This window comes from Blastopirellula retiformator, from assembly GCF_007859755.1.
Classification (GTDB): Bacteria; Planctomycetota; Planctomycetia; order Pirellulales; family Pirellulaceae; genus Blastopirellula; species Blastopirellula retiformator.
This window is the reverse complement of sequence record NZ_SJPF01000001.1, coordinates 1,073,039-1,095,582: the sequence shown is the minus strand read 5'-3', so window position 1 is coordinate 1,095,582 and position 22,544 is coordinate 1,073,039. Positions and strand designations below refer to the sequence as shown.

The window sequence follows — 22,544 nt, the reverse complement described above, 5'->3', positions numbered from 1 at the left end:
CGAAGGTCGACGAAATTAAGAATTCTTAGCTTCTTCGATAAACTTGATCGCCTGACCGACCGTTTCGATCTTGTCAGCGGCGTCTTCCGGAATATCGATGTCGAACTCTTCTTCCAGTTCCATCACCAACTCGACCGTATCGAGCGAATCGGCGCCGAGATCGTTGACGAACGAACTCTCCATCGTGATTTTGTCTTGGTCGACGCCCAATTGGCTGGCGACGATCTCAAATACGCGTTCTTGTACCGACACGGCCTGAAGCCCTCCGCAAGAAACCAATGAATCTGGCTTATTTACTTTGTAAACTGTGCAAACGTTAAAAATTCAAGTCCAACAAGATAGAGGAATTCTGCAAGACAGGTCAAGGTGGAAGAGACCTGTGCCGCGGTAATTCGTTCCGATCCGGAAGACTTGCGAGACTCTAGTCTTAAATGTATTCAGGTCAGCAAGTTTCGTCGATTAGGGGAACCCCCGATTAACCGATCATTCCGCCGTCAATTGTCAGAATTTGCCCAGTAATGTAGGCAGCTTGCGGGCTTGCCAGAAAAAGTACGCCATCGGCGATCTCTTCCGGTTTTCCCATTCGCTGTGCCGGGATCCGCTTTTTGACCTCGTCCATCACCGCCGAGCCCAGGGCTTTGGTCATATCGCTTTCGATAAAACCAGGGCAAACCGCGTTCACGGTCACCTTACGTTTGCCAAGCTCGCGGGCCAGGCTGCGGGTGAAGCCAATCATGCCCGCCTTCGAGGCCGAGTAGTTGGTCTGGCCCGGATTGCCGATCAACCCCGAAACCGAGCTGATGTTGATGATTCGACCAAAGCGAGCACGCATCATCTGCTTCGACGCAGCGCGGGTGAAGAGGAACATGCCGCGAAGGTTCGTCTCAATGACGTTGTCCCATTCGTCGTCGGTCATCACCGGCAATAGGTTGTCGCGAGTCACGCCGGCGTTGTTGACCAGGATATCGAGCTTGCCCCATTTCTCGACGACCGAGTCGATGACCAACTCGACGCTCTCGCGCTGGGTCACGTCGCAGCTGTAGGCCTCGGCTTCGCCGCCGGCTTCGGTGATCGTCTTGACGGTGTCGGCCAGCTTCTCGGCGTTGCGAGCGATAACGGCGACCTTGGCGCCACGCGAACCCAACGCGATGGCGATCGATCGACCGATCCCCTGCGAGGCGCCGGTGACGATGGCGGTTAGGCCGGTCAGGTCGACCGGCAATACGGCGTGGGCTGTGTCGCTCATCATAATCACCTTACGTTGTTGGCTGCGGCGCGATTGAGCCTTAGGCCGAAATGTTGTTGAATTGCGCTTTGCGATCGATTCGCTTCATTAAGCCGCGAAGCACGCGACCAGCGCCGATCTCATAAAACTCGTCGAATCCCGCTTCTAGCAGAAAACGCATCGAATCTTCCCAGCGAACCGGGGAGCAAACCTGCTGAATCAACAGCTGGCGAATTTCTTCTGGATCGCTGTGCGGCACGGCGTCGACGTTCGACACCACCAGAATCCGCGGCGCCGACATCGGCACATCAGCCAGGGCCGCGGTCAGTTTTTCGACCGCAGGCTGCATGATTTGCGTATGAAACGCGCCGGCTACCGCCAGCGGCATCACCTTCATCGCCCCTGCTTTTTCAGCAACGGCCGGGACGCGTTCGCAGGCGTCATTGGACCCGGAAACGACGATATTGCCGGGACAAAGCAGATTTGCGATTTCGAGGATATCGTTTTCGCGCGCCTCCGCACAGATGGCGGCGACTTGATCTCGATCGAGTCCCAGCACGCTGACCATCCCGCTGGGGACGGCGTCGGCGGCAGCTTGCATCGCAGCGCCCCGGATCTGCACGACCTTCAAGGCGTCTTCAAACTGCATCACCCCGGCGAAGACCATCGCGGTGTACTCGCCCAGGCTTAGCCCGGCGGTTCCTTCGCACGATAGAAGTGCATCGGGGTTTTCTTCGCGCATCGATTCGAGCGCGGCGATGCTAGTTACGAACAAAGCCGGCTGGCTGTAAACGGTTGAATCGAGCCGAGCGGCCGGACCATTAAAACAAAGCTCAGCGAGATCGTAGCCAAGAATGTCAGCGGCGCGCTCGAACAACTCAGCCGCCTTCGGACTCGAAGCGGCGAGCTGCTTGCCCATGCCGACGTATTGAGCTCCCTGACCAGGGAACAAGAACGCGATCTTGCTCACGCGATTCCCCTTCTCATGGTCGCGATGCGCTAATGCGTGCTGTCGCACAAACGCGACGCGTGAGCGAACTTACTCGGCGGCGGCTTGTTCGTCTTTGATGATGGCCCGCTTCATGTACGTGCCGCAGTTCGGGCAAACGACATGCGTCGGTACGGCGATTCCGCAGTTCGAGCAGGACTGCAGTTCGCGAGCCTTCAGGGCGTCGTGCGAGCGACGCATTCCGGTACGAGAGTTCGATTGTTTACGCTTCGGTACTGCCATGGCGACTTCGCTTTACGTTAAGACTGGCGGCCAGCTGGATCCCTGCTGCTTGGGAGCGAAAACTACACTCGGCCCCGATCGCCTCAGAGTAAACGGATCATTTTAGGAATCTTCGGCCAGCGTGTCAAAGGGCGGTCCCCGCTTCTAGCAGAATGATTGCCGCAAGCCGCGACGGGCTGTAAGCTATTAACAGCACTCGATTTACGCACATCCGAGCCCCTGCCATGCCCGCGTCCCACTCCTCTGCCCCGCCGAGCGTTATCCACCTTCACCCGGCTGACAACGTCGCCGTAGCCGCCAAAACGCTGGCCCGCGGTGAGAAATTCGCCCTCTCAGGCGGTTCTCTGACGGCCATCGGAGAGGTCCGATTTGGCCACAAAGTCGCCCTGGCGGCGATCCCGGCCGGTGAGCCAGTCTACAAGTATGGCCAGGTCATCGGCTACGCCTCGCGGCCGATTTCCCCAGGCGAACACGTCCACAGCCACAATCTGCACCTGGGCGAGTTGCACCTCGAGTACGCCAAAGCGAGCCAGACGCCCCCGCCGCCAACGCCGATCACCGGGCGAACCTTCGACGGCTACCGACGGGCCGACGGCCGGGCCGGTACGCGCAACTACATTGCGGTCATTTCGACCGTCAACTGCTCGGCCAGCGTCGCCAAGTATGTCGCCCATGCGTTTGACCAAAGCCGCTTGGCCGATTTTCCCAATATCGACGGCATTGTCCCCTTCACCCATCATAGCGGCTGCGGCATGCAATTTGGCGGCGACATGCACCAGACGCTCAATCGGGTCATGGCCGGCATCGCACGGCACCCCAACATCGGCGGCTATCTGCTGATCGGGCTTGGCTGCGAGACCGGGGCGATGGGTTACCTGGTGCAGCAAGAGCAACTGCTTCAGCTTGACGGCGGCGCCTCGCAACCGGCAGGCGCTCCGCTGATCCTCTCGATGCAAGATCAAGGAGGCACCGCCAAAACGATCGAAGCTGGCGTCGCGAGACTGGTCGAAATGCTGCCGCGGGTCAACGACGTTCGCCGACAACCGATCCCGGCCAGCGAAATCGTCCTAGCGACCGAATGTGGCGGCAGCGACGCTTACTCGGGCATCACCGCCAATCCAGCCGTTGGCGCGGCGGCCGATCGCGTGGTCGCGACCGGCGGTATTTCGATCCTGTCGGAAACGTCGGAGATCTACGGCGCCGAGCACCTGTTAACCCGCCGTGCGACAAGCGTCAGCGTCGCCGACAAGTTGATCGAGCGGATCGAATGGTGGAAGGGCTACGTTGGGATGTTTGGCGCCGAACTCGACAACAATCCTTCGCCCGGCAACAAAGAAGGCGGCCTCACCACGATCGCCGAGAAGTCGCTTGGCGCCGTCGCAAAAGCCGGGTGCACAGCCCTAGTGGACGTTTTGCAATACGCCGAACCGCCGAGCAAGCGCGGCATGATGGTGATGGACACCCCAGGCTACGATCCGGCCAGCGTCACCGGCATGGTCTCCGGCGGGGCGAATGTCGTCGTCTTTACGACCGGCCGCGGCAGTTGCTTTGGCTGTAAGCCGGCACCGTCGATCAAGATCGCCACCAACACGCCGATGTACCAGCGGATGGTCGATGACATGGACATTAACGCCGGCGAGATTCTGAGCGGGGTTTCGGTCGACGCCATGGGCGAGAAGATCTTCGACGAGATCCTGGCGGTCGCCAGCGGCAAGCCGACCAAGAGCGAGAAGCTGGGAATCGGGGAAGAAGAGTTCGTCCCCTGGCTGGTCGGGCCAACGCTGTAAGCCGCGGCAGTCTTTACAAATTCTTCACAAGATCTGAACACAGAACGGAGAAACTAGACGGTTTGTCGTTTTGAAATCGCTCTCGATCAGATTACCGGATGTCTCCCAGTCACGCCAATTCGCCCCCGCTCTATCGCGTGCATGGATTCTGGATCGTGATGATCGTCCTCTTAGGAGCGATCTTCTACGCCAACAGCTTTCGGGGCGAGTTCGTCTTCGATGACGAGATGATGCTGACTCACTCGCAGCGTCTGGCCGCCTCCTCTTGGAACAGCTGGGTTCGTCCCGGCCCCCGCGTCGTCGGCGCTGCGACCTTCGGCCTGAACTACCGGCTAGGTGGAATCAACACCTTCGGCTATCACCTGGTCAATCTGGTCATTCATCTAAGTGCGGCGCTGGTGCTCTACTGGCTCGTCTGGCGCACCTTTGAGTCTGCTAGACTCTCCCAGCGGTACGCAGCCGTAGCGATCCCGCTGGCCGGGATCATCACGCTCGTCTGGACGCTGCACCCACTGCAGACGCAGAGCGTCACCTACATCGTGCAGCGATACGAATCGTTGATGGGACTGTTCTTCCTGTCGATGATCGCCTGCCTGATTCGCGGGGCCGATAGCGGTAAATGGAGTTGGTACGTCGCATCGCTCGGCTTTTGCCTGCTGGGGATGGGGACCAAAGAAGTGATGGCCGCGGCGCCGATCATGGCGTTGTGGTATGACCGCGTTTTCCTCGCCGACAGTTGGCGGCAGTTGTGGCGCAAGCGCTGGGGCTACTACGCGTTTTTTCTCGTCGCACTCGGGGCGCTCGCCTTTTTCCTCGCCTGGCAGTGGAGCGTCATCTCGCGGCGCGGGACGCTCTTTAACGAGCAATTATCGCCACTTGCCTATGCGATGAATCAAGGCCCCGTCATTCTTTATTACATTCGCTTGGCGTTCTGGCCGCAGGGGCAGAACCTGGACTACGGCTGGCAACCCTGGGACAATCACGCCGCGCTCTATGCCGCCGATCTGGCGATCGTGATCCTGCTATGTCTGACGATCTGGGCGGTTTGGAAAGCGCCGGCTCTCGGCTTTCTCGGCGGCTGGTTCTTTATCATTCTGGCGCCCTCGTCCAGCTTTGCGCCGATCATGGACTTGGCGTTTGAGCATCGGATGTATCTTCCGCTGCTGACGCTGGCGGCGATGGCGGTTGTTGGCGGATATGAGTTGATCGTCCGCTACGCTCCAGCGACGCAGCAATTCAAGATTGCAGCGACGGCCGCAGGGGCGATCGCACTTGCGCTCGGGATCACTACGACGCTTCGCAACGACGTCTACGATACTCCGCTTACACTCTGGTCCGACGTGATGCACAAAGCGCCGCATCATTGGCGCAGCTACACCAACATCGGCAACTACTACGCCAGACGCAACGAATACGCCAAGGCGATGCCATTCTTTACTAAGGCGTACGAGCTAAATCCTACTGACCATCGCACGCTGACCAACTACGCGTCCATCCTGGAAACCAAGCGGCAAGATTACCGCCAGGCCGAAATTTGCTACCAGCAAGCGATCGACGACAATCCAAGATTTGGCGCCGCTCGCTTTAACTACGGGTCGATGCTGATCGACCAAAAGCGGTATGCGGAGGCGAAAGAACAGCTAATAGAAGCCTATCAGATTAGTCATGACTTTCCACGTATGCGGCTCATGCTGGCCGCGATTGAAATCGAAATTGGCGACAAGGAACAGGCGAAGAAATATCTGCGTGAAGAGTTGGCGGCCAATCCGCTCGAGCCGATCGCCCACAATCTGCTCGGCGTTTGTCTGGCCGGGCAAGACGACAAGCAGGCGGCAATTCATTTTTTAACGGCGATTCAACTAGCCCCTCAAAACATCGAGGCCCACAACAACGTCGCCGACCTCTTCGTCCGCGTTGGGCGCTACGACCTGGCTCGCCAGCATCTACAGGCGGCGCTCGCCGTGGATCCACAAAACGCCACCATCAAGCGAAACCTGGCCGCCGTCCGGCAAGCGCTGGCGACGCCCAACTGACGCGCCCGCCAAATGCTACTGGTCGCCCGCCAGAATTAACGTCGCGAGGATCGGGCGATGATCCGATGCGACCGCTTCGTCCAAGACGCGAACTTCGCTGACCTGGATCGGCGCCGGCGAGCGGTAACTGATGAAGTCAATCTGCCGACTAGGCGTGGTCGCGGGAAACGTCGGTTTCTGACCATCGACGGCCAGACGCCACGACTTCCTTATTTGCTCCAAGACGGAGCTTACCTGCGTCGCGTTAAAATCGCCCCCCAAGACGACCAGTCGATTCTCCGTCGAGAGCCATTGTTCGATATCGTCGACGGAGGCCAAACGATCGACAGGCGCGGGTCGATGGTCGAAATGCGTCGCCAAAATGCGGCAATCTTGCTCCCCTTCGGCATTGGGCACCGTCACGACAACGCTTAGCACGCCGCGCGGCTCTCCACCGTTACTGTTGGGAAGCTGGCGGTTCTCGACGTCGCGGAGCGGATAACGTGACAAAATCGCGTTGCCGTAGTCTCCCTCACGAATCTTCAGGTTGCCGCCGAACGCGACATGCATCCCAGTCAGCCTGCCGATTTCGACCGCCTGATCGATATTTCCAGATCGCGCGACGTGGCGATCCACCTCCTGCAGTAACACCACGTCAGGCGCCGCCGATTTGATCACCTTGGCGATCCGCGGCAAGTCGACCTTCCCGTCGCTGCCTTCGCAGTGGTGGATGTTGTAGGAAAGTACTCGGAGCGATTGCGGCGTCTCGGCAGAGGCGAACGAGGCGAACAACAGCGCAATCGTGATCGCCAACGGGCTACAGTTCACGAAGATTCGAACTTTCAACAAGGAGAACAAAGGAGAGGCGATCGGCAAGGCGATGGACTGTGGATGATTACCGATCGGCCTGCAACTGGATGTCATTCAGACCAGCAACTACATCAACGCGCCACGGGCTGGTTCCTTCGTCCCAGTATTTTCGCGGCACGACGCTGGCTCCGGCGCTATCTTTCGATTTTGTCGCCCGACTCCGGCCAGTCGGCGCCTCGGGGGCCGCTTCATCATAGGTCTTCGGTACGAGAAAAGCGACGTAGTGCCCCGGAGGCAGTCGCTTTTCAGCGGCGAAGACGCCCTCGGCGTCCAGATCGGCCGCCACCGCGGTGCCGGTCTGCATACTCATCAACACGACGCGTGCGTTGCCCGAGACGGCTTGCCCATCACATTGGAGCTTCCCTTCGACAATCCCCTCAGGCTGCGGTGGGCCACATCCGAGAGACAAACACAGGAGCGGTGACGCGAGTACAAGTGATACGAGGCTGTTCACAAAATATTCCTTTTCCAAGCGGCTATCGACCAATCGAACCACGCTGACGCTAAAACTCACCCAGCACCTGACCGTCGTTTCGAACCGCTAGGTTCTTAAGCGTTTCTAAGCTGATCGTATCGGAAATGAATCGGGTACTGCCGTCGGTCAGCAAAATGTTGACGCCGCCGGGGTGAAAGGAGTTCAGAACCGTGTTGTGACGATATTGATAGCTGTTGCCGGGGGTGATGATGTCGTAGTTCGGGTTGTATCGCACCGTGGTCGTCCCGGCGAACCAGGTCTTGCTACAAGTCGGCGTACTGGCCTTATCCTTGCTGCTGGCGCCATGCCAACCGCCGCGGTAATTTGCGGTCAGCTCTTGACCGTCAGTCAGTCCGGATTGCTCTCCCACGATCATCGTATTGGAAGTTCCGTCGGTCGCGTCGCGCAGTTTCGTCGCCTCGTTGGTTAGCAGCATGCCGTTGTTGGCGAACCAACCGTAACCGCAATCCATATAGCCGACCAACGGTTGCGTCGTCGAGGGAGCGCCGCCAGAGATTCCGGCGTAGCTGATATTCATCGCCTTTTCATCGTTGCGGCCATGCGGATTGGAGAACGGGTCTAGAGCGCTCGAAGGACAAATCAGTCCCGGCACGATCAATTCCCGGAGAATCTCATTTCCTGCGAGATTGTCCCCTTCAAAGCGTCCGGTGAAGTCGAGCTGATCGAACAGCGCCGACTGCTCGATAAACGGCAGAACGAGCACCCGCCAGTTGGCGCCGTCGTACCTGCCCGAGCCGCTCATGCCGTAGTTGCCCGGAGGTATCGAGTTGAACGTGTCGTGGTAGTTGTGCAGCGCCAAGCCCAGTTGCTTGCTCTGGTTGTTGCAGCTGATTCGACGGACCGCCTCGCGGGCTTGCTGTACCGCCGGCAGCAAAAGGGCGATCAACACGCCGATGATCGCGATGACCACCAACAACTCAACAAGGGTAAAGCCACGGCGAACGGCAACTTCTATTTCTCGACGCATCAAACGAAATCCTGGAGTAGTATGCTACGATAACGCGTGCCGGACCGGGCCGAACGAAGGCCCAATTCTCCGCACATGTGAATGTCGCGTGACGCCGCATTTCGTTAGCAGATCCGCTGCCGAATTCATCAAACCTGAACAAACCCGCCATTTAGGGCAACAAGACCACCTGTATTGACAGTCGAATGATATCGCCCTGAATCCCGGCCATTACGTCCTTTCTTTGCAACTTGGCCTTATGAACCAGCCAATTAAGAAAACGCCATCTACCAACGCACTGACTCCGGCACAATCTCGCGAGCTCTTGGCGCGGAACTGGGTGAAAGCGCAACCGTCGGTCTTGGCGTTCGTGATCGCCTCGGCGCCGCAGTTCACCGACGCCGAGGACTTGCTGCAAGAGGTGGCCGCCGAGGTGGCGATTCGCTTTGACGACTATGACCCCAGCCGCCCGTTTCTTCCTTGGGCTCTGTGGGTCGCCAAGATCAAGATCGCCGATTTCTACCGCGGCAAGAAACGAGAAAAGTTAGTCTTCGTCGGCGAAGCGATGGATGCCCTCGTCGAGGCGTGCGCCCGTGTCCAAGATCTGATGACCGAGGAACAGCAAGCGCTGCGCGAATGCCTGGCGCAGACGTCGGGCCGATCGCGCGAACTGCTGACGTTGCGTTACGCCCAGGATATGAAGCCGCGCCAGATCGCCACAGCGTTAGGCATGTCGGCGGCTGCCGTTCGCGTCACCCTGTCGCGAATTCGAACCGCACTTTCCGATTGCGTGAATCAGCGTTTGGGAAGGGCCAACGGCTAAAATGGACACGAGGCGCGCGTTGGAATTGATCGACGCCCATCTCGACGGCGAACCGCTGAGCGACGCGGACTCTGACGCGCTCACCGAATGGATTAAGCGTCGCCAAGAGAACGCCGACGACGCCTTTCGACGGATCTTCTTGCACTCCTATCTGCGTCAGCAATTACAGGCCCTTCCGCCGCTGCCGGATCTTGAAAACGAATCGCCCCAGTCTTCGCTCGACGGTTCGTCTGGTCCACCGCAACGTTTCTCGCGCTGGAGCGCCGTTGGCGCGGTCCTTGCTTTGATCGCGATCGTTCTGGGCGGCTTGCTGCTTCCCACGATCAGCACTCTTCCGCAACCGCGACGCTCGCACCCGTTTGCCTACGAAGGCTTCGACTATCCGCCGGATGAGGTTCCGCCGCCTCTGGGCGACTGGCCGGCCACAGGTGGACTCGACGGCCGCGATGGCGGCGAAGGCTTCGCCGCCGCCTGGGTCGAGTCAGGCTCGTTGGTCTCGATTATCGAAGCGAATCCGTCTGACCACCCCTGGACGCCGCAGGATATGCGACAGTTTGGCCAGCTCGGATACTCCGATCGATTTGGGAACATTTTGCAGAGCGTCGGAAATCAACTGCGGTCTAGCGCCGGCCCCTTGTCCGATACGCACCGAAAGATTGACGTTTCCGCGGCGTCCGCTTCGCTCCGCCATGGCGACAAACTTGGCGCTGACGGCAGCCAACTCTGGATCAGTTTCCTGGCACAGTCGTTTGACAGCAGCGGCGATGGCCGGTACGCCTACTTGCAATTAGGGGACGATGACGCTGGTCTGCGTCTGGGCAAACTTCGGAATGTTCCGAACGGCAACTGGTCCGTCGCCGCCGTCACCAACCGCGCCGAGATCAATCTGCGCGCGAGTGAAAAACCATCAGGCGAAGGCGTCATAATCGTAGCGCGGATTGAATTTCGTCCCGGGGCCGAACAAGCCACCATCTGGATCAATCCCGATCTGACGGAGGTCCCTCAGGATACCGATTCGACGCTCCGACTGCCGACGCCTGACTTCCGCTTCGATACGATTTCGATCCGGGGCCGTTATTCCACCGACTTCGACGAGATTCGCCTCGGCGAGACCTTCCAAGATGTAACTCCGATCGCCCCCAAATCGGCGATCCCCTAGCCGGCTCAAACTGGCCGCTGTGGGGAAAAACCTCTAAGCATCCGTGAAAATAGACTCGATTGGGGTCAATCGCATTGGGCGGCAAGACGACTCCCGATTGATCGACTATAGTTGAAATGGAAACGCCTCCAAATCGCTGCCATTGATCGACGCAGCGTTCACATTCCCCCATTCCACGAAGAAAGCGACCCCCATGAGAGCTCTCGCCCTTGGATTGACGTTGTTGATGACCGGCGCCCTGTTTGCCGAAGAAGGCAAGTGGCGACAATTGTTCAATGGCAAAGACCTGGAAGGCTGGACGCCGAAGATTCGCTATCACGAAGCCGGCGAAAACTACGGCAACACGTTCCGCGTTGAAGATGGCGTGATGAAGGTCGGTTACGACGCCGAGAAGTATCCAGAGTTCAACGAAACGTTCGGGCACATCTTCTTTAACGAGCCGTTCTCGAACTATCGCCTGCGGGTTGAGTACCGTTTTGTCGGCGATCAGTGCAAAGGAGGTCCTGGCTGGGCGTTTCGCAATAGCGGCATCATGATCCATGGCGAATCGCCGGAAACGATGGCGAAAGACCAAGACTTCCCCGCTTCGATTGAAGTTCAACTTTTGGGCGGTAGCGGCAAAGGCAAGCGTTCGACCGCCAACCTCTGCACGCCGGGCACCAACGTCGTGATGAAGGACGAACTGTTCATGCCGCACTGCACCAACAGCAGCAGCGACACTTTCCATGGAGACGAATGGGTCACCTGCGAAGTCGAAGTGCATGGCAACGGCAAGATCAAACACTTCGTCAACGGCAAGCTGGTCCTGGAATACGAAAAGCCGCAGATCGACGCCCGCGACGCGCACGCCAAAAGCCTGGCTAAAGATGGCGATCTGATGCTGAGCGGCGGCACGATCTCGCTGCAGTCCGAAAGCCACCCGTGCGAGTTCCGCAAGGTGGAGATCATGGAGTTGGACGAGTAGTCGAACTCTATCGATGGATTCGAAACAAAAAACGCCGACGGGTTACCCGTCGGCGTTTTCGTTTCTTGTAGATCAAGAGCTCGGAAGCTTACTTCGCGGCCTTTTCCTTCCTCTTCTTTTTCGCCGGGGCGTCTTTGATGCCGGCGGCTTCTTTTTGTTCCGGCGTCAGGATCGCGATCAACTTGGTGCGGACGACCTGGGTCAGCGCGCCGAGTTCCTTTTGCGCTGCTTGCTGCTCGCTCGAAAGGTTAACTTTGCCCATGATGTACTCGCGGGCTTCTTTGCCTTTCAGGCCTTTGTCTTTGACTTCGGCCATGGCGGTCTTACGAGCCGCTTTCTGATCGTCGGTCAGGCCGACCGCCTTGTTGGCTTCGGCCAGTTTACCGCCGAATTCCTTCTTCAGCGCGGCGACTTGCTCTTTCTGCGCGTCGGTCAATTCGATCTTGCTGACAACCGCGAAGACGCCGGCGCCGGCGGCCGGTTTCTTTTTACCCTTCTTTTCCGCTTTATCGGCGGCGAAAGCGGGAAGCGCGATCAAAGCGGCGAAGGTGAGAATCAATGCGGTACGAACAACATTTTTCATGGGGGGGCACTCCACGTAAGAAAAGAATTCTGGCGCCGCGCGGTACGCATTGTCCAACGCAAATGGCGCCAGGCTTGGGCTCTGAAATATTTGAGGTTCTACGCAAACAGCTTTTCAATCACGTTGCCGTCTCGCACAATCGTGATCGGTCGGCCGGTGTTGGTGTGGTATTCCTTCGTATGGTCGATACCGAGGGCGTGATAGAACGAGGCGGCCGCGTCATCGGGCGTGATGCCGTGACCGTCGGCTGGCGCCGTTCCCTTCTCATCGCTTTCGCCGATCACCTGGCCGCCGCGAATTCCGCCACCAGCCATCAGCATGGTCATGCAGCGAGGATAGTGATCGCGACCGCCGTTGTTGTTGACCTTCGGCGTACGGCCAAACTCACCGGTCACAAAGACCGCCGTTTGATCGAGCAAGCCCTTTTCGGCCAAGCCGCCATACAGCGCGGCCAAGCCGTTATCGAGCGGCGGCAACTGACGATCCTTCAGACGATTGAACGCATCTTGGTGCGTGTCCCAGCCGCCGTTGGTGATGGTGACGAAGCGAACGCCCGCTTCGACCAGACGAATCGCCAATAAGCAACTCATACTGAAGTTGTCGGCCTCAAACGCTTTGGCGAAGGCTGGCGATTCTTTGCTGACGTCAAACGCCTCGCGGGCCTTCTTCGAGGTGATGATCGCATGCGCCTGCTTGCTGAACTGGTCCAAACCCTCCAGCAGTTGATCGTCCGACTCGTAGCCGCGGAACTTGCGGTCCAGCGACGTGAGCAAGTCCTGACGACGATTCACTTCTTCGATCGTCGATCCACCGCTCAAACTAACGCCGCGCACCGAGTAGGGAACGCCTGCCCTTGGCGTCGAATTGGTGTTGAGCGGAGCGTACTTCACACCGAGAAAACCAGACGTATGCGATGCGCGAGGAATCGCCACATTCGGCGGCAAATCGGTCGGCGCCGCCAATTCTTTGGCGACAACCGAACCGTACGACGGATACGAGAGGGACGCGATCGGCCGCGTGCCGGTATTCACATACTCCGAGCCCAGACGATGGGCGGCCAGCGTATGCGACACGCCCCGCAAGATGCAGAACTTGTCGGCCTGCTGGGCCAGCTTCGGCAGGTGCTCGCTGATGCGGATGCCGGGAACGATGGTGTCGATCGGTTTAAAGTCGCCGCGAAACTCCTGCGGAGCGTCGGGCTTGAGATCGAACGTGTCGAGATGCGTCGGACCGCCGGTCAGATCGATAAAGATCCCGGCTTTCGCACTCTTGTCGGCGACCTGGCCGGCGTGCGAAAGCTGCAAGTAGCCCGACAAGCTGAGTCCTACTCCGCCCATTAGGCCGATTTTCAACACGTCGCGGCGGGTTACTCCGTCGCAAGTTCGATGAATCGACATAGTCCAGTCTCCGTAAGTATGATCGCGGCGACCGAGCGCCACGGGGTGCCTGCGGTTTTGTCGTTAGTGATTTACGATGAACTCTTTGGTGTTGACCAAGGCCCACATCAGATCGCGAATTCCGTCGACCGGGTTGTCGACTTGTTCCAAGTGACGCTGGGCGATCTCCTTTTCCTCTGCATCCGGCAAGCGGCTGAGGGTCCGCAGATACGCCTCCTCGACCAGCGATGCGACATCGGTCGGCGTCGACTGTTTCGCGGTCGGCAGGTTCTGCCGACGCAGTTGACGTTCAAGCGTTTCTAGCCGCGACCGTGCGGCGGCCAGTTTTTTCTTGGCCTGTTCGATTGCTTCCAGCTTCGCGTCGCTCTTCTTCAGGCGAGCGACCCGCTGCCGACCTTTCTCGATCAACTCGCGACCTTGTTCGACGCGACGTTCCAGTTGCTTGTCGCCGCCAGGATTGCCGTTGATCTGACGTTCCAAGTCGGCGACCCAGCCGCCATTGTCGGTCAAACGTTTCAGCACGTCAGCGTCGTTCTGTAGATAGACCGTCTGCAATAGGCTCGCTTCCATCGACCGATCGCACTCGCAGTTGCTGTCTCGCGTCGAACGTCCGAAGACTTGCAAGGCGTACTGAGCGGTACGAGCCTTCCCTTGCGGCGCGGTGCCTGGGATCGACACGGCCCGATCCTCCAAGGTCGCCGCGTAGTTCTCGAGAGTCTTATCGTTGGCGGTCGCCTGATTGACGATGTCGTAGGCGACTTCGGCCGGCAGACGGCGAGGAATGGCCCGGCTGAAGTTGCGATAATCCATGCGATTGGTTTCGTTCGGCTTCCAAGTTCGCTGGTAGGCGTCGCTGGCAGTGATCTCACGATGCAGCCATTTCATGTCGTAGCCGTTCTTGATAAAGCCGGCGGCCAGGTAATCGAGCAGCGGCCCATTCGAGGGCGGATTGCCAAGGCTCAAGTCATCGACCGGATCGACAATCCCGACGTTGAAATAGGCGGCCCAGACTCGATTGACCAGCGCTTTGGCGAAATACGGATTCGACTCGCTGCGAAGCCAGTTCATGAGCGGCTCGCGGATGTCCTCGACCTGCGACATGTCGACCTCCTCTTCGCCCAGGATGTTGGCCATCATGTCAGGTTTCGGCATGTTCCGATTCTTTTTCCCCTTCCGCTGCGGCTGACGAAAAACCGCCGCCGTCGGCAGCAGTTCAACCTCAGGGAAAGGCACGGTCCGGCCCTCGGTCAATTTGCGGGTAATGTCCCGCCGCATTTCGCCCCCGTTCTTACCCTGGACGTCCAGTTCCTCCATCAGAGCTTGATACTCTTCGTACGAGGGATCGTTCTTGCGCGGTTGCCGCAAGAAGCGGGCCTGGGCGAAGAAGGTCTTGAAGTCGTCAAAGTCTTGTTTCGACCAAACGTCGAACGGGTGCTTGTGACACTGGGCGCACTGGATTCGAATGCCCATGAACGAATAGGCGAAACCAATAGCCCGATCTCCCGGCGTGCGGAAGTTGAGCCGCGCCCAGTAATGGGTCAGCGTGTCGCGTTCGGCATACGAGCCATTCTTGCGGTAGAGATCGCTCATCTCTTCGCAATACTCGCGATAGGAATCGCCGGGTTCGCGACTGCGGGCCAGGATGATCCCGGTCGCCAATTCGTCGTACGGCATGTTCTGCTCGATGCGGCGATAGATCCAGTCGTACCATTCCTGGCTCGGACCCGATCGGATCGGCGAAACGTTGTTAAGCTGCTGATCATTGTTGCCGGTCATGTCGCACAGCAGCGTCGTCCACTTGGCGACGTAGGCGGGCGTTTCCAGCAATTCGTCGATCTTGGCCTGTCGCTTATTCGGATCTTGGTCGGCGACAAACGCGCGAATTTCGTCTGGGGTCGGCAGTGTGCCCGCGATATCAAGATTGACGCGACGCAGGAACTCTTCGTCCGATGCAACCGGCGAAGGAACAACTCCCAGTTTACGGAGCTTTTCGCCAACCAACTGATCGATCTTGGTCGCGGCCGCAACTTGCGGGTAGTCTTGGCCGGTCAAGTTGGTCATCGGACGCAGAACCGGCACCGAGATCACCGCTTTGTCGTAGGCGACGATCACGTGCGTATCCCCTTTTTCGCCCGAGCTGATCACCCCATCGCCATCCACGGCGGCAATCTCTTCGTCGTTGGTGGTGTAGCGGCAAAGCGGCGTTACATCCTCACGCGTCCCATCAGCCCAGACGGCGATCGCTTTGAGCGGAACCTTTTTCGGATCGGCGCCAAACAGCACCTCGGCCGGAGTCACTTCCAGACGCTCAAGTTTCGCTACGTCGTCTTTGTCAAACTTGGCGCCGGCGTTGATCCAGTTGGTGAAGACGCGATGCTCCCAACTTCCCAGCTTGTACCGCTCGCCTCCTTCGTGGGTGAACTCATCGGTCGGTTTGGAGATGATCAAACTTTCGTCGACCTCAGCCAGATTGATGCGCGGGCTTTCTCCCTTCATCATCGCGTCGTGATCGGCCTGAAAATCGTAGCCGAACAGCGAAAGCTGGAAACCGCCGCGTCCTTGGAACGAACCGTGGCAAGCGCGACCGTTGCATCCCAAACGGCTCATCAGCGGAATCACGTGACGCTGAAAATCGGGAACTTCGTCCACATTTTCGTCGGCAAAGCGCTGGTCCAGCGTCGGCAGTTCCGCCGCGCTAATTTCGCCAATGGCGAAACAACAAAGCCAAGCCGCGGAAATCAAACCGAGTGGGGCGAGCGAGCGGTGCGTCATCGAAAACTCCTTGTTCGATTCGGGTCGAACCGACATCCGACTGTGGGAGATTTGAAAGCGTGTGGGGGTGGGTTGAGCGTTACTTCTTCTTTTTTTCTTTCTCAGCGGCGCCGCCACGATTTTTGGGCGCCCGTTTGGCAGCCGCTTCGATCGAGCGAAAACGTTGGTCGATCAGCGTCTCAACGTCGCCGTCGAGTCGATCGAGTTGCTTGTTCAAAAACTCAATTCGCTGCGTCATTCGCGTTTTTTCCAATTCGTATAACTGCCGCTGTGACGCTAGTTGCTGGGCGATCGTTTCCCGCAAGCGTTCACGCAACGGCTGATCATCCGGCGTCATCCGCAATTGAGCCGTCAACAGCTGAAGGCGCGATTTCGATTTCCAGAGTTCAAGCTCCACTTCGTACCGCTCAGGCGACCGCTCTTGAATCTGATCCAAACGTTCGCTGACCCGCGACAATTCGCGAATCGCCGAGTCATACTGACGTGGACGCGCCTGCTTCAGCTGACGCAACAGCGTGACGAGTTCGGGATGATGCTTGCGGACCAGCGCGAACGCGAGCTCCTCACGGCGGGCCAGTTCGCTTTCGCTCACTGCGTCATCTTGATTGGCGCGCGACGCCTTCTTGCCAGGCGACTTGGCCTCGATCGAAACGGCGTTTTGAGCGACGACGCGGGGTTGCGGTTCCGCTGCCGCGGAAGCAACCAAGAGAAAAAACCCGAGTAGCGTCAGGCCGTAGTTGCAGATCATTGGTTCACCTCTTCGGCGGCGGCTTCTCGATCAAGATCGTCCTGCTGATCCAGCTCTACGGCGGCCAACATCCAAGCGGGCGGCGTATCCCAATCAAGATCGTCCGTCTCGACCAAGGGGAGCACGTCAAGCTGCGGCGCTAGCGTTTGCTCGGCGACCAACAGGTCATCCACCTGCATCATCTCTTCGACGGCTTCCGACGAATCGAGCCACGATTGGGCGAGCCGGGTTTCGGCGTCGTCGCCAGAAGCGAGCAGCGTGATCAATCCGCCTGTCAGGGCGACCAAGATGGAAGCGGCCAACACGGCGGTCCAGATCGAGAACCGATGTGTGGGCGCCGCAGCGAGACCGCCTCGCGTCGTCCGCGCATCCGGCGCACTCGAGACGGTCAACATCGCTGCGGTCAGCTCGACGACGTCGGCCAGGCGTTCGCCCGCGGTGGCGTCGCCGATCACTACGTCGTCCGCTAAGAGATTCTCAAACGCCGCCGTCTCGGCCGGCGAAAGCTCGCCTGCCAGATACCGCAAAGCGGTGAGATCGAAGTCGTCAGTTTCCGGGAGTTGATTCATATTGCCAGCGGTTAGTTTTCGCGTTTCGTTTGTTGATTCAGTTTGGCGAGCGAAGTTTTCAACTTGGCGAGCGCATTTCGCATCCGCCCCAGTGCGGTCCCGAGCGGGATCTGCAGCTGCTCGGCGATTTCGGCGAACGTCTTCTCTTCGTAGGTCCGCAGGTTAACGATCTGCTTCAAGTCGTCCGGCAGGCGATCGATCGCCTGGCGAACTTCGTCCACCAACTCTCCGCGAACCAACTCGGTATCGGGCGCCGCCGAGTCCCACCCTGCGTGCAGCCATTGCAATCGCTCGTCCACCTTGCGGCCCGTCGCCAAGCGGCGGCGAATCGCTAAGGCTTCGCGATAGGCGACTTGGTAGAGCCAGCTCTTGCGAGCGGCTGGATCTACCGAGCCGCCCAAGGCGGCAAATTTAACGAACGTCGCTTGAACCACATCGGCCGCCGTGGGCGCGTCGCGCACCACGCCCCAGACGAATCGTTGCAATCGATCGGCATGCTGGCGGTAGTACGTTTCAACGGCGGCCGCATCAAGCGCCGCCTCTTGGAATGCGGCGTCTGCCTTACTCAAGGGCTCGGTCTGTCGTTTTGGATCGTCTCGAGAAACCACAGCTAAGAGCCGCCGACGGGGATCGATATTGGCGAAAAATTGAGAAATCGCGCCGAAAAGTCCCATCTGGGGGGATCCAGATAGGCGTCAGGTGGGAAAACACCTCAGGTTTTAACACGCTGCCGGGGCGGTCGGCGTCCTAAATTCGCTCGGCTCTAGCTATAATCGAAGCTTTTCCGCGCTTCACCGCTAACGTTCGACCAAGGACTGCACGTTGTTTATCGGGCCTGTCTTTACGCGAGAAGCCGCCGTGACCCCGCGGCGCAGCAAGTTTTACACTTACCGCACCGTCTACGTCGCCGCCCTGTTCCTGCTGATGTGCACCGCCTGGCTGGTGATGGCGGGGACGCAAATCATTCGCAACGTGGGGGATATGGCCCGGTTTGGCGCGGTTCTCTTCCAGATTTTGGCGCCGATTCAGCTGAGTCTGGTGATTTTTTTCGCCGCCTTCTCCTCGGCCAGCGCCGTCGCGCAAGAAAAAGACAAGAAGACGCTGATCCTGCTGCTGATGACCCGGCTGAACAACTCGGAGCTGGTCCTGGGCAAGATGCTGGCCAGTCTGCTGAACGTGCTGGTGCTGATCCTGGCGGCCCTGCCGCTGTTTACGGCAATCGTGCTATTTGGCGGCGTTTCCCCCTCACAAATCATTTATGTCTTTCTGGTCACGTTCTTTACGACGATCGCCGCCGGCAGTTTGGGCTCGACCCTGGCGTTGTGGCGTGAGAAGACCTTCCAGACGTTGGCCCTGACCGCCCTGACGATCGTGTTTTGGCTCGGCTTCTGCGAAGCGATCGCCGCCGGAGCCCTCAACAGGCTGATTGGCGACTTGCCGCTGGGGATGGCCCCGGCGACGCTGGCGACCGCCCTGAGTCCGATTCGGGCCGTGCTGGAAGCGGCTCGCCCGTTTCCGACCCTGTCTACCGATCTCGGCGTCTTCGGCAATCCGATCTGGCTCTATCTGGCAATTGCCGCGGCAACGACCTTGGTGCTGAACGGCTTGGCGATCGGGCTGGTTCGCGTCTGGAATCCGTCGCGAGAAGCCCGCCGTGACGCTGGTCCGAAAGCGGAAACCCAAGAGTCAATCTGGGGCGCCGAACATGACCTGGCCCAAAACGACAAACAGGCCGCCGGAGACGACGAAACGCGTCGCGCCGAGCATGTCGACGCCCGGACTCGCAAAATGGCCTCCAAGCATCGCGAGGTGTGGGACAACCCGGTTCTTTGGCGCGAAACGCAGACCTGGGCGTACGGTCGCAAAGTGATCATCATTCGCATCGTCTACATGCTGTTGGTCGCCGCGGCTGCGGTGGCGCTGCATCAGCTGATCGCCAGCCATGCCGCCAAGTCAGTCATCGATCAGGCGGGCGCCATCATTCCGGACGCAGCTCAGGCGCTCACCCCGCTCTACCTGGTCAGCATGGTGATCGTGAACGCCCTGGCGGTCACCTCGATCACTAACGAGCGGGACGGTAGATCACTCGATATTCTGTTGGTGACCGATCTGACCCCACGCGAGTTTATCTTCGGCAAGCTGGCAGGCGTGCTGTGGGTGACCAAGGAAATGGTGGTCGCGCCGCTGCTGCTGACCCTTTATCTCTGGTGGCAAGGGGGAATGTACACCGAGAATCTCGTCTTCCTATCGCTCGGCCTGGCGGTGATGTATTTGTTTGTGACGACGCTGGGAATTCACTGCGGCATGATCTATGCCAGCAGCCGCGTGGCGATCGGCGTGAGCCTGGGAACGGTTTTCTTCCTGTTCCTCGGCGTGATTACCTGTATATTGCTGATGATCTCGTTTAGCGACTCGTTCCACTTCCAGCTCTTCCCGTTCCTCGGGTTTATCGCTGGCGGCGGTTTGGGGCTGTACGTGACGATCGGGCATCGCAATCCTTCGGGAGCGATCGCACTTGCGGCCTTCATGGTGCCGCTGGCGACGTTCTACGCGATTACGACGCTGCTGCTGAACAAGAATTTGGAAGTCTTCCTGGTGACGGTTTTCGCCTACGGCTTTACGACCTGCGCTATGCTGATTCCAGCGATCTTTGAATTTGACGTCGAAATGGGGAGAACGTCGGGGCAAGATGACTCGTAAGGAGAATCGCCCTCACGCCGGAACATGGTCATGGAATTGATTGCGGCGATCTCGCCGTGGTTGATCTTCATGGCGGCGTTACTCGCTCTATCCGCGATATTTTCAGCAGCCGAAGCGGCTTTCTTCTACTTGAAGGTCGATGACCGTCGGAAGCTGGCTGCCGGAAATAGTACGCAGCAGATTGCTGCGCAGCTACTGAACGACCCCGATCGCCTGTTGTCGGCTGTGTTGTTCTGGAACCTCGTCGTCAACGTGCTCTACTTCAGCTTGGCGTCGGTCGTCGGCATTCGGATCGAAAAAGACTTCGGCGGAGCCGCGGCAGCGGGATTCGCGGCCGGATCGCTGATGATGATCATCTTCTCCAGCGAAATGCTGCCGAAGAGCCTGGCGGTGCTCCGCGCCCCGGCGATTGCGACCATCCTGGCCTTGCCGGTGGCGCTGGCCATCAAGCTGGCCGATCCGATCCTACCGCTGCTACGGATGGTGATCACCCTCTCGCGCCGCGTCATCTGGCCCGGCTTTCAGCCAGAACCGTACCTGCAGGTCTCGGACCTGGAACGAGCGATCCAGTTTTCGACCGAGAACGCCGCTTTGCTTGAGCAAGAACAAGTGGCGCTGCAAAACATCGTTTCGCTCTCCGACTTAACGGTCAACGAACTGATGCGGCCCCGTCGGCAATACCGTTCGTTTCGTCCGCCAGTGGCGAAGGCGGATCTCGACGGCGAAGTGCCTCCTAGCGGCTACTTGCTGGTGACCGAGCCTGACTCGGAAGATGTCGCTGGCGGCTTCAACCTGATGACGGCGACCGACCTGCCGGAAGAAAATCTGGAGCGGCTGGCGGTCCCGGTTCTGTATGCTCCCTGGTGCACCAAAGCGTCGGTCGTGCTGCAGCAGATGATCACGCGGCAGCGAGAAGTCGCCGCGGTCGTCAATGAGTTGGGAGAAGTGATCGGCGTGCTGACGCTCAGCGACGCGGCCGAGGCGATCTTCAGCTACCACTCGGGCCGTAGCGAGCGGCTGCTGCAGCGACAAACGTTTGAGCAACTAGAGCCAGGCGTCTGGCTAATCCCCGGCATGACCAGCTTGCGTCGATTGGCGAAACGCTTTGGGGTCGAGATCCCGCCAGTTCGTCCGACGACGGTCAACGGTTTGCTACACGAAGAGTTGGAGCAATTGCCAGAGCCGGGCGACGAAGTGACCTGGGGCTCGTTTCATTTTCATGTCGTGTCGGTACCGCTTCGCGGTCAACCGATCGTCCGCCTGTCTCTGATTGAGAACGAGGAGGAGTCGACATGATCTGGATCATCGGCCTGTTCATCTTCTCGGTGTTTCTCTCGGCGTTCTTCAGCGGCACCGAAACCGGCTTTTACCGCGTGACGCGCATCCGTCTGGTGTTGGATGCTCTCGACGGGCGGTTCATGGCGAAGTTTCTCCTCTTCTTGACGAATCACCCGGCGCTGTTTGTCGCCACGACGCTGATCGGCAACAACCTGGCGAACTACCTGGTGTCGCTCTCCATTGTGCTCGCCGCCGGAGCGTTATTCCCCGGCAATTCGACCGTCGAACTCTTGCTGCCGACGCTATTGGCGCCGCTACTATTCGTCTACGGCGAGTCGCTGCCCAAGAGCCTCTTCTTCCATGCCCCAAATACGCTGCTGTTGCGCGGCAGTCCCCTGTTTTTCCTTTGCGCAATTCTGTTTGCCCCCTTCGCGGCGGTGCTGTGGGTTTTGGGCCAGGCGCTGCAGTGGCTGTTAGGGGAATCGCCGACCCAGGTTCGCCTACAACTGGCCCGCAAAGAGCTGGTTGATGTACTGGAAGAAGGGGGCGAAGCGGGCCTGCTCAACGCCGCACAACGCCGACTGGCGCAAGGGCTGTTCGCCGTCGCCAACCAATCAGTCGGAGCCTTGGCGGCGCCGATTACGAAAAACCAGGTGGCGATTCTGGGCGCCGAGAAGAAGACCGCCCTGGTCTACGCCAAGAAGAACAAGATCAGCGCGATGCCGGTTGCGAAACAGGGCGCGGACAAAGGAGATCTGATCGGCTACGTGCGAACGTGCGACTTGATCTTGGCGCCAGAGGACGCGATTCAATCGTATCGCATGTTGCCGGTGGTCGCCGGCAGCGACACGCAGATCGCGGCGCTGCTGCGGATGCAAAGCAGCGGAGAAAGCATGGCCGTCGTCAAAGCCCGCGACGGCAAAACGTTGGGGATCGTCACGCTCGACCAACTGATGCGGCCGATTCTGTACAGCGAAAGCTAAC

21 protein-coding genes are annotated in these 22,544 nt (G+C 59.0%); 8 read left to right on the top strand and 13 right to left on the bottom strand.

Going from position 1 to position 22,544, the window contains the following annotated elements:
• Positions 1 to 15: 15 nt before the first annotated feature.
• The 4 genes from Enr8_RS04555 to rpmF form a co-directional block, all read right to left on the bottom strand.
• Complete coding sequence (locus Enr8_RS04555; RefSeq protein ID WP_002651224.1) at positions 16 to 252, bottom strand: acyl carrier protein; 237 nt, start codon at positions 250 to 252, stop codon at positions 16 to 18.
• Positions 253 to 475: 223 nt separating this feature from the next.
• Positions 476 to 1,246, bottom strand: a complete 771-nt coding sequence (gene fabG, locus Enr8_RS04550) for a 3-oxoacyl-[acyl-carrier-protein] reductase (protein WP_146429409.1) — start codon at positions 1,244 to 1,246, stop codon at positions 476 to 478.
• Between the two features lie 40 nt (positions 1,247 to 1,286).
• Positions 1,287 to 2,195, bottom strand: coding sequence for an ACP S-malonyltransferase (fabD, locus tag Enr8_RS04545; RefSeq protein WP_146429408.1), 909 nt, complete (start codon positions 2,193 to 2,195; stop codon positions 1,287 to 1,289).
• A gap of 69 nt (positions 2,196 to 2,264) precedes the next feature.
• The gene (rpmF, locus tag Enr8_RS04540; RefSeq protein WP_146429407.1) at positions 2,265 to 2,456 is read right to left on the bottom strand and encodes a 50S ribosomal protein L32; all 192 of its coding nucleotides are present in this window, start codon (positions 2,454 to 2,456) and stop codon (positions 2,265 to 2,267) included.
• Between the two features lie 224 nt (positions 2,457 to 2,680).
• Between rpmF and Enr8_RS04535 the strand changes: the two genes are divergently transcribed.
• Both Enr8_RS04535 and Enr8_RS04530 read left to right on the top strand, forming a co-directional pair.
• On the top strand, positions 2,681 to 4,243 hold the full coding sequence (locus tag Enr8_RS04535) for a UxaA family hydrolase (RefSeq protein ID WP_146429406.1): 1,563 nt from the start codon (positions 2,681 to 2,683) through the stop codon (positions 4,241 to 4,243).
• A gap of 98 nt (positions 4,244 to 4,341) precedes the next feature.
• Positions 4,342 to 6,276 (top strand): tetratricopeptide repeat protein, encoded by a 1,935-nt coding sequence (locus tag Enr8_RS04530; RefSeq protein WP_146429405.1) that lies wholly within the window; start codon positions 4,342 to 4,344, stop codon positions 6,274 to 6,276.
• A gap of 15 nt (positions 6,277 to 6,291) precedes the next feature.
• On the opposite strand, the gene Enr8_RS04525 is transcribed toward Enr8_RS04530, so the two are convergent.
• The 3 genes from Enr8_RS04525 to Enr8_RS04515 form a co-directional block, all read right to left on the bottom strand.
• On the bottom strand, positions 6,292 to 7,083 hold the full coding sequence (locus tag Enr8_RS04525; protein ID WP_186767430.1) for an endonuclease/exonuclease/phosphatase family protein: 792 nt from the start codon (positions 7,081 to 7,083) through the stop codon (positions 6,292 to 6,294).
• A 67-nt stretch (positions 7,084 to 7,150) separates the two neighbouring features.
• A complete protein-coding gene (locus Enr8_RS04520; protein ID WP_146429403.1) occupies positions 7,151 to 7,435 on the bottom strand; it encodes a hypothetical protein in 285 nt (94 codons plus the stop codon).
• 193 nt (positions 7,436 to 7,628) lie between these two features.
• Positions 7,629 to 8,588: a DUF1559 domain-containing protein gene (locus Enr8_RS04515; RefSeq protein WP_146429402.1), complete on the bottom strand. Its 960-nt coding sequence runs from the start codon at positions 8,586 to 8,588 to the stop codon at positions 7,629 to 7,631.
• Between the two features lie 238 nt (positions 8,589 to 8,826).
• Here Enr8_RS04515 and Enr8_RS04510 point away from each other — a divergent pair, with 238 nt between their 5' ends.
• The 3 genes from Enr8_RS04510 to Enr8_RS04500 all read left to right on the top strand — a co-directional run bounded on the left by Enr8_RS04510 (position 8,827) and on the right by Enr8_RS04500 (position 11,513).
• Positions 8,827 to 9,390 carry a sigma-70 family RNA polymerase sigma factor gene (locus Enr8_RS04510; RefSeq protein ID WP_146429401.1) on the top strand — a complete coding sequence of 188 codons (564 nt, stop codon included), beginning with the start codon at positions 8,827 to 8,829 and terminating at the stop codon, positions 9,388 to 9,390.
• A 19-nt stretch (positions 9,391 to 9,409) separates the two neighbouring features.
• On the top strand, positions 9,410 to 10,549 hold the full coding sequence (locus Enr8_RS04505; RefSeq protein WP_146429400.1) for a hypothetical protein: 1,140 nt from the start codon (positions 9,410 to 9,412) through the stop codon (positions 10,547 to 10,549).
• A gap of 193 nt (positions 10,550 to 10,742) precedes the next feature.
• Positions 10,743 to 11,513, top strand: coding sequence for a 3-keto-disaccharide hydrolase (locus Enr8_RS04500; RefSeq protein WP_146429399.1), 771 nt, complete (start codon positions 10,743 to 10,745; stop codon positions 11,511 to 11,513).
• 88 nt (positions 11,514 to 11,601) lie between these two features.
• On the opposite strand, the gene Enr8_RS04495 is transcribed toward Enr8_RS04500, so the two are convergent.
• The 6 genes from Enr8_RS04495 to Enr8_RS04470 form a co-directional block, all read right to left on the bottom strand.
• Positions 11,602 to 12,096 (bottom strand): hypothetical protein, encoded by a 495-nt coding sequence (locus tag Enr8_RS04495; protein WP_146429398.1) that lies wholly within the window; start codon positions 12,094 to 12,096, stop codon positions 11,602 to 11,604.
• Positions 12,097 to 12,194: 98 nt separating this feature from the next.
• Positions 12,195 to 13,493 (bottom strand): DUF1501 domain-containing protein, encoded by a 1,299-nt coding sequence (locus Enr8_RS04490; protein ID WP_146429397.1) that lies wholly within the window; start codon positions 13,491 to 13,493, stop codon positions 12,195 to 12,197.
• 63 nt (positions 13,494 to 13,556) lie between these two features.
• The gene (locus tag Enr8_RS04485; protein WP_146429396.1) at positions 13,557 to 16,265 is read right to left on the bottom strand and encodes a DUF1549 and DUF1553 domain-containing protein; all 2,709 of its coding nucleotides are present in this window, start codon (positions 16,263 to 16,265) and stop codon (positions 13,557 to 13,559) included.
• A gap of 79 nt (positions 16,266 to 16,344) precedes the next feature.
• Positions 16,345 to 17,013, bottom strand: a complete 669-nt coding sequence (locus tag Enr8_RS04480; protein ID WP_146429395.1) for a hypothetical protein — start codon at positions 17,011 to 17,013, stop codon at positions 16,345 to 16,347.
• Positions 17,010 to 17,582 carry an anti-sigma factor gene (locus tag Enr8_RS04475; RefSeq protein ID WP_146429394.1) on the bottom strand — a complete coding sequence of 191 codons (573 nt, stop codon included), beginning with the start codon at positions 17,580 to 17,582 and terminating at the stop codon, positions 17,010 to 17,012. The genes Enr8_RS04480 and Enr8_RS04475 overlap by 4 nt, the downstream gene beginning before the upstream one ends.
• Positions 17,583 to 17,593: 11 nt before the next feature.
• Positions 17,594 to 18,151, bottom strand: coding sequence for an RNA polymerase sigma factor (locus Enr8_RS04470; RefSeq protein WP_186767429.1), 558 nt, complete (start codon positions 18,149 to 18,151; stop codon positions 17,594 to 17,596).
• A 253-nt stretch (positions 18,152 to 18,404) separates the two neighbouring features.
• Between Enr8_RS04470 and Enr8_RS04465 the strand changes: the two genes are divergently transcribed.
• From Enr8_RS04465 to Enr8_RS04455, 3 genes are read left to right on the top strand one after another with little or no spacing between them, the layout of a single operon-like run.
• Positions 18,405 to 20,282: an ABC transporter permease subunit gene (locus tag Enr8_RS04465; RefSeq protein ID WP_146429392.1), complete on the top strand. Its 1,878-nt coding sequence runs from the start codon at positions 18,405 to 18,407 to the stop codon at positions 20,280 to 20,282.
• Between the two features lie 30 nt (positions 20,283 to 20,312).
• Positions 20,313 to 21,578, top strand: a complete 1,266-nt coding sequence (locus tag Enr8_RS04460) for a CNNM domain-containing protein (RefSeq protein WP_186767428.1) — start codon at positions 20,313 to 20,315, stop codon at positions 21,576 to 21,578.
• A complete protein-coding gene (locus Enr8_RS04455; RefSeq protein ID WP_146429390.1) occupies positions 21,575 to 22,543 on the top strand; it encodes a CNNM domain-containing protein in 969 nt (322 codons plus the stop codon). The genes Enr8_RS04460 and Enr8_RS04455 overlap by 4 nt, the downstream gene beginning before the upstream one ends.
• Position 22,544: the final 1 nt, after the last annotated feature.

Coding starts and splice junctions, on each gene's coding strand:
- Enr8_RS04515 (WP_146429402.1), bottom strand. CDS start 8,588: ATGCGTCGAGAAATAGAAGTTGCCGTTCGCCGTGGCTTTACCCTTGTT.
- Enr8_RS04455 (WP_146429390.1), top strand. CDS start 21,575: ATGATCTGGATCATCGGCCTGTTCATCTTCTCGGTGTTTCTCTCGGCG.
- Enr8_RS04535 (WP_146429406.1), top strand. CDS start 2,681: ATGCCCGCGTCCCACTCCTCTGCCCCGCCGAGCGTTATCCACCTTCAC.
- Enr8_RS04520 (WP_146429403.1), bottom strand. CDS start 7,435: ATGAGTATGCAGACCGGCACCGCGGTGGCGGCCGATCTGGACGCCGAG.
- Enr8_RS04475 (WP_146429394.1), bottom strand. CDS start 17,582: ATGAATCAACTCCCGGAAACTGACGACTTCGATCTCACCGCTTTGCGG.
- Enr8_RS04510 (WP_146429401.1), top strand. CDS start 8,827: ATGAACCAGCCAATTAAGAAAACGCCATCTACCAACGCACTGACTCCG.
- Enr8_RS04460 (WP_186767428.1), top strand. CDS start 20,313: ATGGAATTGATTGCGGCGATCTCGCCGTGGTTGATCTTCATGGCGGCG.
- Enr8_RS04500 (WP_146429399.1), top strand. CDS start 10,743: ATGAGAGCTCTCGCCCTTGGATTGACGTTGTTGATGACCGGCGCCCTG.
- Enr8_RS04495 (WP_146429398.1), bottom strand. CDS start 12,096: ATGAAAAATGTTGTTCGTACCGCATTGATTCTCACCTTCGCCGCTTTG.
- rpmF (WP_146429407.1), bottom strand. CDS start 2,456: ATGGCAGTACCGAAGCGTAAACAATCGAACTCTCGTACCGGAATGCGT.
- Enr8_RS04485 (WP_146429396.1), bottom strand. CDS start 16,265: ATGACGCACCGCTCGCTCGCCCCACTCGGTTTGATTTCCGCGGCTTGG.
- Enr8_RS04530 (WP_146429405.1), top strand. CDS start 4,342: ATGTCTCCCAGTCACGCCAATTCGCCCCCGCTCTATCGCGTGCATGGA.
- Enr8_RS04480 (WP_146429395.1), bottom strand. CDS start 17,013: ATGATCTGCAACTACGGCCTGACGCTACTCGGGTTTTTTCTCTTGGTT.
- Enr8_RS04490 (WP_146429397.1), bottom strand. CDS start 13,493: ATGTCGATTCATCGAACTTGCGACGGAGTAACCCGCCGCGACGTGTTG.
- fabG (WP_146429409.1), bottom strand. CDS start 1,246: ATGAGCGACACAGCCCACGCCGTATTGCCGGTCGACCTGACCGGCCTA.